The 12035-nt window shown below is 68.0% G+C and carries 11 protein-coding genes; 4 read left to right on the forward strand and 7 right to left on the reverse strand.

Features of this window, described 5'->3' with window-relative positions; all coding sequences use genetic code 11:
• Positions 1-99: 99 nt before the first annotated feature.
• The 6 genes from tuf to ACQPXG_RS42025 all read right to left on the reverse strand — a co-directional run bounded on the left by tuf (position 100) and on the right by ACQPXG_RS42025 (position 7209).
• Positions 100-1293, reverse strand: coding sequence for an elongation factor Tu (tuf, locus tag ACQPXG_RS42000; protein ID WP_433464708.1), 1194 nt, complete (start codon positions 1291-1293; stop codon positions 100-102).
• A gap of 82 nt (positions 1294-1375) precedes the next feature.
• On the reverse strand, positions 1376-3487 hold the full coding sequence (gene fusA, locus ACQPXG_RS42005) for an elongation factor G (protein WP_433464709.1): 2112 nt from the start codon (positions 3485-3487) through the stop codon (positions 1376-1378).
• A gap of 44 nt (positions 3488-3531) precedes the next feature.
• Complete coding sequence (rpsG, locus tag ACQPXG_RS42010; protein WP_433464710.1) at positions 3532-4002, reverse strand: 30S ribosomal protein S7; 471 nt, start codon at positions 4000-4002, stop codon at positions 3532-3534.
• Entirely contained in the window at positions 4002-4376 is a 375-nt protein-coding gene (gene rpsL, locus ACQPXG_RS42015) for a 30S ribosomal protein S12 (protein WP_021597495.1), read from the reverse strand. Before rpsL ends, rpsG begins: the two co-directional genes overlap by 1 nt.
• Positions 4377-4900: 524 nt before the next feature.
• Positions 4901-6520, reverse strand: coding sequence for a hypothetical protein (locus ACQPXG_RS42020; RefSeq protein ID WP_433464711.1), 1620 nt, complete (start codon positions 6518-6520; stop codon positions 4901-4903).
• 242 nt (positions 6521-6762) lie between these two features.
• Positions 6763-7209 carry an aldo/keto reductase gene (locus ACQPXG_RS42025; protein ID WP_433464712.1) on the reverse strand — a complete coding sequence of 149 codons (447 nt, stop codon included), beginning with the start codon at positions 7207-7209 and terminating at the stop codon, positions 6763-6765.
• A gap of 14 nt (positions 7210-7223) precedes the next feature.
• Between ACQPXG_RS42025 and ACQPXG_RS42030 the strand changes: the two genes are divergently transcribed.
• The 4 genes from ACQPXG_RS42030 (at position 7224) to ACQPXG_RS42045 (ending at position 11021) form a co-directional block, all read left to right on the forward strand.
• Positions 7224-8744: a recombinase family protein gene (locus tag ACQPXG_RS42030; protein WP_433464713.1), complete on the forward strand. Its 1521-nt coding sequence runs from the start codon at positions 7224-7226 to the stop codon at positions 8742-8744.
• Between the two features lie 104 nt (positions 8745-8848).
• Positions 8849-9367: a flavoprotein gene (locus ACQPXG_RS42035; protein ID WP_433464714.1), complete on the forward strand. Its 519-nt coding sequence runs from the start codon at positions 8849-8851 to the stop codon at positions 9365-9367.
• A 22-nt stretch (positions 9368-9389) separates the two neighbouring features.
• Entirely contained in the window at positions 9390-10607 is a 1218-nt protein-coding gene (locus tag ACQPXG_RS42040) for a helix-turn-helix domain-containing protein (RefSeq protein ID WP_433464715.1), read from the forward strand.
• A gap of 117 nt (positions 10608-10724) precedes the next feature.
• Positions 10725-11021, forward strand: coding sequence for a hypothetical protein (locus ACQPXG_RS42045; RefSeq protein WP_433464716.1), 297 nt, complete (start codon positions 10725-10727; stop codon positions 11019-11021).
• A 596-nt stretch (positions 11022-11617) separates the two neighbouring features.
• Here the strand turns inward: ACQPXG_RS42045 and ACQPXG_RS42050 are convergent.
• On the reverse strand, positions 11618-11794 hold the full coding sequence (locus tag ACQPXG_RS42050; RefSeq protein ID WP_433464717.1) for a hypothetical protein: 177 nt from the start codon (positions 11792-11794) through the stop codon (positions 11618-11620).
• Between the last annotated feature and the right edge of the window lie 241 nt (positions 11795-12035).

The raw sequence follows: 12035 nt of genomic DNA on the forward strand, positions 1-12035 counted from the left end.
TCGGTGTCCTTTGCTGTAGTGCCGCTGTTTACTTCAGTGGGTCGTGACGCGGCGGCCCAGGTGCCCTTGGGCGGCTGGGCCGCCGCGCTACGAGAGGTGTTACTTGATGACCTTGGTGACGCGACCGGCGCCGACCGTCCGGCCACCCTCACGGATGGCGAACTTGAGGCCTTCCTCCATGGCGACGGGCTGGATCAGATCGACGCGCATCTCGGTGTTGTCGCCCGGCATGACCATCTCGGTGCCCTCGGGGAGGTTCACCACGCCGGTGACGTCCGTGGTCCGGAAGTAGAACTGCGGACGGTAGTTGTTGAAGAACGGCGTGTGCCGGCCGCCCTCGTCCTTGGACAGGATGTAGACCTGCGCCTCGAACTCGGTGTGCGGGGTGTTCGTGCCCGGCTTGATGACACACTGGCCGCGCTCGACCTCCTCGCGCTTGATGCCGCGCAGGAGCAGGCCGACGTTGTCGCCCGCCTGGCCCTGGTCGAGGAGCTTGCGGAACATCTCGACACCGGTGACGGTGGTCGAGGTGGACTCCGGCTTGATGCCGATGATGTCGACGGTCTCGTTGACGTTCACGACACCGCGCTCGATGCGGCCGGTCACGACGGTGCCGCGGCCGGTGATCGAGAAGACGTCCTCGATCGGCATCAGGAACGGCTTCTCGGTGTCGCGCACCGGCTCCGGCACGTTCTCGTCGACGGCGGCCATGAGCTCGACGATCGACTCGGACCACTTCTCGTCGCCCTGCAGGGCCTGGAACGCGGACACGCGCACGACCGGGACGTCGTCGCCCGGGAACTCGTACTCGGACAGCAGCTCGCGGACCTCGAGCTCGACGAGCTCCAGGATCTCCTCGTCGTCCACCATGTCGCACTTGTTCAGCGCGACGACGATGTAGGGGACGCCGACCTGGCGGGCCAGGAGCACGTGCTCCTTGGTCTGCGGCATCGGGCCGTCGGTGGCGGCGACCACCAGGATGGCGCCGTCCATCTGCGCCGCACCGGTGATCATGTTCTTGATGTAGTCCGCGTGACCGGGGCAGTCCACGTGCGCGTAGTGCCGGGCCTCGGTCTGGTACTCGACGTGCGCGATGGAGATGGTGATGCCGCGCTCGCGCTCCTCCGGCGCCTTGTCGATGTCCTCGAACGGCGTGAAGGGGTTGAGGTCCGGGTACTTGTCGTGGAGCACCTTGGTGATCGCCGCGGTAAGGGTGGTCTTACCGTGGTCGATGTGTCCAATGGTGCCGATGTTCACGTGCGGCTTCGTCCGCTCGAACTTGGCCTTCGCCACTGGTTGCTCCTTGTTGCGATCCTCGGCCGTCTAGACGACCGCTTCGATGTACGTCCTGGTGATCTGTGGGCAGGCCCGGTGCTTACTCGCCCCGCGCCTTGGCGATGATCTCCTGCGCGACGTTCCCCGGAACCTCGGCGTAGGAGTCGAACTGCATGGTGAAGACAGCCCGGCCCTGGGTCTTGCTGCGCAGATCACCCACGTAGCCGAACATCTCGGACAGGGGCACGAGCGCCTTGATGACGCGCATGCCGTGCCGCTCGTCCATGGACTGGACCTGGCCGCGGCGGCTGTTGAGGTCGCCGATCACATCGCCCATGTTGTCCTCGGGCGTGGTGACCTCGACGGACATCATCGGCTCCAGCAGCGTGGGGGACGCCTTGCGGGCGGCCTCCTTGAACGCCATGGAACCGGCGACCTTGAACGCCATCTCCGAGGAGTCGACCTCGTGGTAGGCGCCGTCCTGGAGGGTGACCTTGACGCCCACCATCGGGTAGCCGGCGAGGACACCGAACTCGGCGGCCTCCTGGCAGCCCGCGTCCACCGACGGGATGTACTCCCGCGGGATGCGGCCGCCGGTGACCTTGTTCTCGAACTCGTAGCCGTCGGACCCGCCGCCGAGCGGCTCCAGGTCGATGATCACGCGGCCGAACTGGCCGGAGCCACCCGTCTGCTTCTTGTGGGTGTACTCGACCTTCTGGACCTTGCGGCTGATCGTCTCGCGGTAGGCGACCTGGGGCTTGCCGACGTTGGCGTCGACCTTGAACTCGCGCTTCATCCGGTCGACGAGGATCTCCAGGTGGAGCTCCCCCATGCCGGAGATGACGGTCTGGCCAGTGTCCTCGTCCGTGCGGACCTGGAAGGACGGGTCCTCCTCGGCGAGCCGCTGGATCGCGGTGCCCAGCTTCTGCTGGTCGGCCTTCGTCTTCGGCTCGATCGCGACGTGGATGACCGGCGCCGGGAAGTTCATCGACTCCAGCACGATCGGGTTCTTGTCGTCGCACAGCGTCTCGCCGGTGGTGGTCTGCTTGAGACCCATCACCGCGACGATGTCACCGGCGCCCGCGCGGTCGATCTCGGTGCGCTTGTTGGCGTGCATCCGGTAGATCTTGCCGATGCGCTCCTTGCGCTCCTTGACGGAGTTCATCACGTTCGCGCCGGACTCCAGGACGCCGGAGTAGACGCGCACGAAGGTGAGCTTGCCCAGGTGCGGGTCGCTGGCGATCTTGAAGGCGAGCGCGGAGAACGGCTCGTCCTCGCTCGGCTTGCGGATGAGGACCTTCTCCTCGTCGCGGACGGCGTGGCCCTCGATGGCCTCCACGTCCAGCGGCGAGGGCAGGTAGCGGACGATCGCGTCCAGCAGCGGCTGCACGCCCTTGTTCTTGAAGGCCGTGCCGCACGTCACCGGGGTGAGCTTCGCGGCGATCGTCGCGCGCCGGATGCCGTCGTGCAGCTGCTCCACGGTGGGCTCGTTGCCCTCCAGGTACAGCTCCATGATCTCGTCATCGTTCTCGGCGAGCGTCTCGACCAGCTTGTCGTGCCACTCCCGCGCCGTCTCCAGGTGCGACTCGGGGATCTCGAGCGTGTCGTACATCTCGCCGAGCTTGGCCTCCTCGTTCCAGAGGAGGGCCTTCATGTTCACCAGGTCGATGACGCCCTTGAAGTCGGCCTCGGCGCCGATCGGCAGCTGCAGGACGAGAGGGGTCGCGTTGAGGCGGTTCTCGATCATGTCGACGCAGCGGTGGAACTCCGCGCCGACCCGGTCGAGCTTGTTGACGAAGCACATGCGGGGCACGCCGTAGCGGTCGGCCTGGCGCCACACGGTCTCGGACTGGGGCTCCACACCGGCGACACCGTCGAACACCGCTACCGCACCGTCGAGCACCCGCAGGTTGCGCTCCACCTCGATGGTGAAGTCGACGTGCCCCGGGGTGTCGATGATGTTGATGGTGTGCTTGACGTCGTCGACGGGCCATTCGCAGGTGGTGGCGGCGGAGGTGATGGTGATCCCCCGCTCCTGCTCCTGCTCCATCCAGTCCATGGTGGCGGCGCCGTCGTGGACCTCGCCGATCTTGTAGCTGATGCCCGTGTAGTACAGGATCCGCTCGGTCGTCGTGGTCTTGCCCGCATCGATATGGGCCATGATCCCGATGTTGCGGACCTTGCCCAGGTCTACACCGGTTTTGGTAGCCACTGTCGTCCTCGCGTCGTCTCTCGTCGTTGCAGTTCCCGCCGGGGTTACCAGCGGTAGTGGGCGAAGGCCTTGTTGGACTCGGCCATCTTGTGCGTGTCCTCGCGCTTCTTCACAGACGCGCCGAGGCCGTTGCTGGCGTCGAGCAGCTCGTTCATCAGCCGCTCGGTCATGGTCTTCTCGCGGCGCTGCCGGGCGTACACCACCAGCCACCGCAGGGCGAGGGTGGTGCTGCGGGCCGGCCGCACCTCGACCGGGACCTGGTAGGTCGCGCCACCGACGCGGCGGCTGCGGACCTCCAGGGTGGGCTTGACGTTGTCGAGCGCGCGCTTCAGCGTGACGACCGGGTCGTTGCCGGTCTTGTCGCGGGCGCCCTCGAGGGCGTCGTACACGATGCTCTGCGCGATCGAGCGCTTGCCGTCCAGGAGAATCTTGTTGATGAGCGCGGTGACCAGCGGCGAGTTGTACACCGGGTCAGCGATCAGCTGGCGCTTCCCAGCGGGGCCCTTGCGCGGCATCAGCTCTTCTCCTTCTTCGCGCCGTAGTGGCTGCGCCCTTGCTTGCGGTTCCGGACACCCTGGGTGTCGAGGGAGCCGCGAATGATCTTGTACCGAACGCCGGGGAGGTCCTTAACACGACCGCCGCGCACGAGCACGATCGAGTGCTCCTGCAGGTTGTGGCCGACACCGGGGATGTAGGCAGTGACCTCGATCCCGCTGGTCAGCCGGACACGTGCGACCTTGCGAAGCGCGGAGTTCGGCTTCTTGGGCGTCGTCGTGTAGACGCGCGTGCAGACTCCCCGGCGCTGGGGGCTGCCCTTGAGCGCGGGCGTCTTGTTCTTGGTCACCTTGTCCTGGCGGCCCTTTCGGACCAGCTGCTGGATCGTGGGCACCGCGTCTCCGTCTTCCTCGTACCGAGCCGGTAAGTCTTTTTGCTGCAATCACCACCTCAGGCGAGGCTGTGACCTGCCGGTTTCCCGACCTCTCCGACCCCCGCGGTCGGGCGTGTCGCCGCCTCACGGAAATACAACCGCTCGAAACCGACACAGACCGCCCGGCCCATACCAGGGCCGAATCAAGCCGGGGAGTAGATGCGGCGCTGGGGCCGACCACCAGGCCACGCCGACGCGCACGCATAGCGGCCCGCCTACAGCGGGCACAAGTGAAGAGGTTACCGACCGCCGGGCCAAAGTGCAAAGTGGCGCGCGCACTACCGTGCGCGCCCCCTCCGGCGCAAGCCCGCGGGCGGCGGGAAGCCGACTTCCCAAGGTCAAAAACGGCGAAATGCCGACGGATGTTCCCGGCCCGGAGACTAGCTCCGAGCCGTACACCCGTCGGCATTGTGACCCACATCCCCGCCGTTGGGGAAGACGTGGAGCAGCTTTTACGCCGGTGACCGGCGTCGCGGCCTCGCGTGCTAGAGGACGAACGCGACCACCACGACGACCAGGATCACCACGATCGCGACCGCACCGATGACGAGCCAGAGGGTGTTCTTGTTGCCCTTGCCCTCGTCTCCGCCATAGGCGGGCTGCTGACCGTACTGTCCCTGCTGGCCGTACTGCGCCGGCTGGCCCGCCTGGCCGTACTGCCCCTGCTGGCCCTGCTGGCCCTGCTGGCCGAACTGCTGCTGCTCACCGGGCTGACCGAACTGCTGGCCCTGCTGCGCCTGCTGGCCGTAGCCCTGCTGGCCCGGCTGGCCCTGCTGGCCCTGCTGTCCGAAGTCCTGCTGCTGCCCGTACGGCTGCTGGCCGAACTGCTGCTGCTGTTCACCGGGCTGACCGAACTGCTGTTCCGGCTGGCCGCCGAACTGCTGCTGCTCGCCCTGCTGGCCGCCGTACTGCTGGCCGTAGCCCTGCTGCTGTTCCGGCTGGCCGAAGCCCTGCTGCTGGCCGAACTGCTGCTGCGGCTGCTGGCCCCACTGCTGCTGGCCGATGTCGAGCCGGGTGTGCTCGGCCATTCCCGGGGACTCGGCGGCGTGCCGGCCCTGCGACCCGGCGGACGGATCGAACGCCTCGGTCGGACGGGGTTCCTCGGCACCGCTCTCGCCGGGCGGACGGTACAGGTCGTCCACCGACGAACCGGGCGGCTGCGAGCCGGCGCCGAAGCCCGAGTCGGGCGGCGGCACCATCATCGTCCGCTCGTGGTCGACCTGGCCCTGCCCGGGCTGGGCGCCGCCGGGCTGGGACGACTCCGGCGACCACGGCTCGGGCGTGGACGGCGGGGTCGGCGCCTGCCAGGGCTCGGCCGGCGGCTCCTGCCTGCGCTCGGGTCCGGTGGCGACCGGGATGTCGGTGCCGGGCGACCAGTGCAGCGTCGCCTGGTCGTCCACCACGGGCCGCTGCGGCTGCTCGGTCTCGGCGGTGGGACCAGGGACGATCATCGTGCGGTCGGTCCCGGACTCCTGCGGCTGCCCGGGCGGCGCCTGCTCACCGGGCGGCCCCCCGTACGGGGACTGGCCGAACTGCTGCGGTTCCTGGGGCGCGCCGTGCGCCGGCTGCTGCGGGTACCCGCTCTGCTGCTGCGGAGGCTGCTGGCCGTACTGCTGCGGCTCGGGCTGCTGGCCGTACTGCGGCTGCCCGTACTGGGGCTGCTCGTACTGCGGCTGCTCGTAGGGCTGCTGCTCGTAGGGCTGCTGCTCGCCCGGCGGGGCGTACTGCTGCGGCTCCTGCGGGGGCGGGAACCCGCCCGGCCCAGGAGGCGTGCCGTAGGGCATCTGGCCGGCGGGCGGCTGCCCGTACTGGGGCTGCTGTTCCGGCGGACCGCCATACGGCTGCTGGGGCGGAGCGGGAGGCTGCTCGCCGAACTGCTGCATCGGCTGCTCGACCATCGTGGGCGGAGGCGGCGCCGGCCGCTCCTCCTCACGGGGCCGCTCGGGCGGCGCTCCGGTCTGGCCACCCAGCTGCGGAGCCCCGAACACCACGGTGCGGTCTCCCAGCGGCCGGGCGGGGGGCTCCTGCCCCTCCGGCGGCCTGGGCTGCCCCTCGTCCTCCGGCAACGGCCGCTGCGGTCCCTGCGTGCCGTCGTTCTCGGTCATCGTCGGGCTCCTTCAGCGCCGTCGTCCCGGGGCTCCTCAGCTCCCGGAAGCCCGGAGGCGCGCGGCGCATAACGCGGCCTCCGAACCTTGTCACCCATGTCCCCACGTGGCGGTCTTGCCATGCGTGGGCGTTCTCGCACCCAGCCTGCCCCGATCGCCCGTGGTATCGCAAATCACCACCCCTGATAGACGTGGAATGCCCCCGGACCGTTCCGGCCCGGGGGCGACTTCCGCAGGTGGGATCAGGAGTGCCCGATGACCGGGTGCGGCCGGTACGGGGCCTGCATCCGCTCGATCTCCTTCTCGTCCAGCCGGAGGCTCACCGCGGCGATCGCGTCGTCGATGTGGGTGAGCTTCGTCGCTCCCACGATCGGCGCGGTCACAGCCGGATTGGCGAGCAGCCACGCGAGCGCGACCTGAGCCGCCGGGACGCCCCGCTCCGACGCCACCTCGCGGACGGCGTCGACGACGTCGAAGTCGGACTCCACGTACAGGCTGTCGCCGTAGGCGTCGTTCTGGGACCGGGAGGTCTTGCGCTCCCCGCCCCTCTCCCGGTTGCCGGCGAGCATCCCCCGGGCGAGCGGGCTCCACGGGATGAGGCCCACCCCCTGATCGGCGCACAGCGGGATCATCTCCCGCTCCTCTTCTCTATAGATGAGGTTGTAGTGGTTCACTTCATGTACGAACACCTACGGAGGTAGGAATGCCCTCGTCCGGCTCCCTGATCCCGGTCGTCTCCTACGCGCGTATCTCCGCCGACATCAAGCGGGACTCCCACGGCGTCAAGGATCAGCACAAGGCCAACCGGGAGACTGCGGCGCGCTACGGCTGGACGGTGGTCCATGAGTTCACGGACACCGACAAGTCGGCCGCCAAGTTCGAGGTCGTCCGCGACGACTTCGAGTCGATGCTGACCGCGCTCCGGGCGGGCCGTCTCCCGGACGGCACCCATGTAGAAGGTGTGGTGATCCTTGCCGAGGATCGTCTAGCGCGGCGGCCTGGCGACTACGAACGCTTCGTAGAGGCGTTCACCCACCAGGACAACCGAGTGTTCGCAGACCAGCGGGGGCCGAAGGACCTCTACAGCGAAGACGTAGAGAGCATGGGTCTGTTCGGGGCGGTCATCTCCAAGATGGAGGTGCGCAAGATGCAGCGTCGTATGCGGCGGTCGCATCGGGCTCGTGCGGAGGAGGGTCGGCCGGTCGGCGGGCCTCGTCCGTTCGGCTGGAAGGACGACCGGCTGAGCCTTGAACCGCGTGAGGCCGAACTACTGACCCAGGCGGTCAAGGACTTCCTGAGCGGCCGGTCTGTGCACTCGATCGTCATGGCGTGGCAAGAGCGTGGGGTGAAGACGGCGCGCGGGAACGACTGGAGCGTTCGCTCTCTCAAGGTCGCGCTGTGCAGTCCCCGTATCTGCGGCTGGCGGGAGATCCACGGCGAGTTGGTTCGGGGTCTGGACGGCGCACCCGTTCAAGGCCAGTGGGAACCGATCGTCAGCCCTGAGCAGTGGTCGGCCGTCCGGGCGACCTTCGAGAGCCGCAAGGGGCACTTCGTGGGACGTGACATGAAGATCGGCCGTCCGCACCCGGCCGACTACCGGGACCACACCTATCTACTGTCGGGCATCCTGCGCTGCGGGCGGCGGCTCCCGGACGGAACGCTCTGCAACACGCCCCTTCGCTCCAACCGAGCGAAGGATGCGGCACACCACACCTATAGCTGCCTTAGCCGCTCTGAGGGCGGTTGCGGCGGTGTCTCCCGGCGCGGCGACCTGGTGGACATGTTCGTCTCTGAGGCGGTCCTGGCAAAGCTCGAAGAGGCGTCGTTCTCCTCCGGCCCCCAAGACCAGGAGTGGCCTCGGGCTGGTGAACTCAAGGAGGTGGAAGCCCAGCTAGACGCGCTGACCCACCAGTGGAATGGGCGGCAGATCACCAATGACCTGTTCTTCAAGCTGGTCCCTGGGCTGGAGCAGCAGATCAGCCAGCTTCGCGCCGAGAAAAACAAGCACGAGGCGGCGATCGCAGCGAAGGCAGCGCGGGACGACACGAGCGCTTCCGAGGTGCGGCGCCGCTGGTACCTCGCAGAGGAGGAGGGCGGGTTTCCGATCTCGGTGAAGCGCACCTACATCCGCTCGGCCCTGCACGCGGTGATCATGTACCCGGCAGGCAAGGGCAACAAGAAGTTCAACCCCGACCTACTCGACCCGGTCTGGCGTACAAACTGAGGGCCGATCTCGCTCGCCTCGGCGAGTTGAGAGGGCGCGGAATGGACCGCTTCGGCGGCAAGGTCTGAGCTGCCCTGTGGGCGTGGCTCCGGCAGAGTAGGGGCGTGACCTCACGCGGAGTTCTTTACCTTGTCGTCTGCGCGGCCCCGGCGGCGTCTGACGCTGAGACCTTCGTCAAGCTGGCGCAGGATTCGGGATGGCGGGTCGTCGTGATCGCCACCCCGATGGGGCTGCGCTTCATCGACTCTCGACGCCTCGCGGCGTTGACCGGTGGACCTGTGCGGAGCGAGTTCCGCATGCCGGGCGAGCCGAACGAGCTGCCGACCGCCGACGCGGTGGTGGTCGCTCCGGCAACCTTCAACACGATCAACAAGTGGGCGGCGGGCTTCGCGGACACGTTCGCCGTGAGTCTGCTCTGTGAACTGATGGGATTCGGCGTACCGATAGTGGCCGCGCCTCTTCTCAAAGACGCGCTCGCCCGCCATCCGGTGTTCACGGGCAACGTGGAGACGTTGCGTAGAGCTGGCGTCCGGGTCCTGTTCGATCCGGCTGCCCCTCCGCACGCGCGCATGCCAACCTGGGATCAGATCCTCACTGAGTTGGGCAGCATCCTCGACGGTTGACCGGCTGAAAGGGAGACGGACCGTGGACGCTCGCGCAGAGATAGGCCAGCGGATCGCTCGTCAGCGTCGGCGGCGCGGACTCTCCCAGGTGGTCGTGTCGGGCCTGGTCGGACGTTCCGAAAGCTGGCTCAGCCAGGTCGCACGCGGACGGCGGTCGATTGACAGTCACTCAGTCCTCGTCCGCCTGGCCGAGGTGCTCGGTATGGACTATCACCAGCTCACCAGTGACGACGTAGGTGGGAACATGGCGAGATACGAGGGGGCGGCGGGCATCCGTGAAGCGATGCTCCGCTATGAGACCCTTCCGGCAACGATCAACGGGCGGGGGGACCTCGACGGCAAGCCGCGTCTCTCTTGGCTGGCCCACGAGGTACGGCGCGCGAACAGGACCTACCAAGCCACGCGATATGACGAAGCTGGACGGCTCCTTACCCGCTTGATCATTTCAGCCGAACGGGCGTGTCAGACGCGGAACGGGGACGACAGGCGCTCGGCCTACACACTGTGTGCGCTCGTCTACCAGTCGGCAGCCATGACCTTGAACCGTGTCGGCGAGGCCGATCTCGCCTGGACAGCCGCCGACAGGTCGCTGTCAGCCGCTCGTATGGCGGATCGGCCCCTCCTGGCCGCCGTCAGCGCTTATCGGCTCGGCTACATACTCATTCGTCAGAAGCGCGCTCGTGAGGCCGAGGACATGGCCATCCGCTCGCGCGATGCCCTCGCCGGGTCCAGGCGTCGTTCTTCTCCCCTGTTGCTCTCCGTGCGTGGTGGACTGTGCCTCGTCGCGGTCACGGCGGCCGCTGCTCGGTTCGATCGTGCAGCGGTAAGCGAGCATCTCGCCTCCGCTCTCGCGGTCGCGAACGAGCTTGGCAGCGACCGAAACGACTTCTGGACAGCGTTCGGGCCGACCAACGTCCTGATTCACGAGGTGTCATCGGCCGTCGCATTCGGAGATGCGAAGCTTGCTCTCAAGCGCAGCGAACCGCTCGCCGTCGATTCCCTCGGCCCTGGCCTCCTCGGCCGCCGCGCTCAAGTCTTTCTCGACCTCGCACGGGCCTACGCCCTGCAACGCAAGGACGCGGCCGCCGTGAACACGCTACTCAGGGCCGAACGTCTGTCGCCTGAGCTCGTCCGCTATCACCCCCGTACGAACGAACTGCTCACCGAGTTGGTACGTCGCGAGCATCGGGCCAGTACTCCGGCACTGCGCGGCCTGGCTCAACGAGCGGGTGTCGTCTGACCCGTACTGAAGTACGGGTTCTTTCCCTTCACGCGAGTACGGGTCGCCGCGTTCCGTCCTGCCTACGGTCGCACTTCACGCTGAGTCAGAAGCCGACTGCATGCGAGGAGTGGAGTCATGGCAACGGAGATTTCGGAGATCACAGAGGCGCGGCGGTTGCGGGTCTGGGCGTTGGCGCAGGCTCTCAAGTCGCACGGGTACGCGGTGGAAGTGGCCGAGTCTGATCCGCTACTTGCGGTCCCTGCCGCGTTCGGGTCGCCAGTGGTGGTTCGCTGCGACCGGCGCGCGGTCTGCGGTGGTGAGCTGTGGTTCGCGTTCTCCGGCGGGGGTGCGATCGCTCCGGCCGACGACGCGCACATGCCTGATGTGGTCGTGGCGGTCAAGGGCAAGCTTGCCGCGCAGTCCGATGAGTAGGCGTCCTGCGTCGCGGGTGGTCGCCTGGTACGGGCGGGCCACGGGGGCATGGTGGGCGATGGTCGCTTCGTCCGACGGTACGCGGCTGGTGGAAGCGGCCAACCCTCGTGAACTGCGCGAAGCGATCGAGAACCCGGCGGCCTGGCCGTGGCCTCAACGCAAGTTCCTGGCTCGTCCGTCCGGCCGGTGACGGCATGAGGGCCGCGGCTTCCCCGTGTGCTGGCAGGGTTGGGGCCGGTCGATGGCCGTAGGCCACCCCGTAGGGGCGACCGAAGGGAGTCAGCCGGCGCCGTGTCGGCAATTCCGTCTCAAGCGTCGCCCGGCCTGGAAGCCGCTGCCCGGCATTGGTGCGGCCTGTCTTGCGCGGGGGCTGCCTTGGCTTGCGCGGTGCGGTACGTGCGGGCCGTCCACGGCGGGCGGGGCGGTGGTCGGGGCAGCGCCGCGAACGGCCCCCAGGCCGCACGCGCAAGGCGCGGCGGCCGTCCACGGTCCCGCCCTGCGGTGGACGGGCCCAGCCACGCACCCGCCACCGCTCCGAAACAGGTACGGTCCGTGCCCCTTGATCGGAGCACGGACCGGTCGTTCTCCCGGACTACCTACTTGAGCTGGTCCGGGTCGGGGCCAGCGCCCTTGACCTCGTCCTCCAGGTAGGAGGGATGAGCGTCGAAGGCCTGGGCCCCCAGGGTGAGGCCCTCCATGAGGGCATCTTCCTCTTGTTGGGTGAGTTCGGGATCTTCGCCCGTCCCGCCGGTGTTCCCGTTGCCTGCGGCCATGACAGGCTCCTTTCGGTTGGCTGAGGCCGATCGCCGTGTGAGCGACCACCCTCGACCGTCCGGAGACGGGGGTCTCACGCAAAGCCCCGATCTGTTCGCCTGTCGGCACCTGTGCGAACTCTGGGAGTCCGAGCAACATCGACCCGGCTTCTGGTTGCACGGGCGCGCATCGGTCCGGAGTGCTTATTCGCGCGAACGGGCCTATGTAGGCAAGACCGATTCGCGCGAATGAGTGCTCCGG

The sequence above is a fragment of the Spirillospora sp. CA-128828 genome, from assembly GCF_050945415.1.
Taxonomy (GTDB): domain Bacteria; phylum Actinomycetota; class Actinomycetes; order Streptosporangiales; family Streptosporangiaceae; genus Spirillospora.

What these genes read in the sequence shown, in the direction of transcription:
- rpsG (WP_433464710.1), bottom strand. Translation starts at nt 4,002, where the DNA reads ATGCCGCGCAAGGGCCCCGCTGGGAAGCGCCAGCTGATCGCTGACCCG.
- ACQPXG_RS42020 (WP_433464711.1), bottom strand. Translation starts at nt 6,520, where the DNA reads ATGACCGAGAACGACGGCACGCAGGGACCGCAGCGGCCGTTGCCGGAG.
- ACQPXG_RS42030 (WP_433464713.1), top strand. Translation starts at nt 7,224, where the DNA reads ATGCCCTCGTCCGGCTCCCTGATCCCGGTCGTCTCCTACGCGCGTATC.
- ACQPXG_RS42045 (WP_433464716.1), top strand. Translation starts at nt 10,725, where the DNA reads ATGGCAACGGAGATTTCGGAGATCACAGAGGCGCGGCGGTTGCGGGTC.
- ACQPXG_RS42050 (WP_433464717.1), bottom strand. Translation starts at nt 11,794, where the DNA reads ATGGCCGCAGGCAACGGGAACACCGGCGGGACGGGCGAAGATCCCGAA.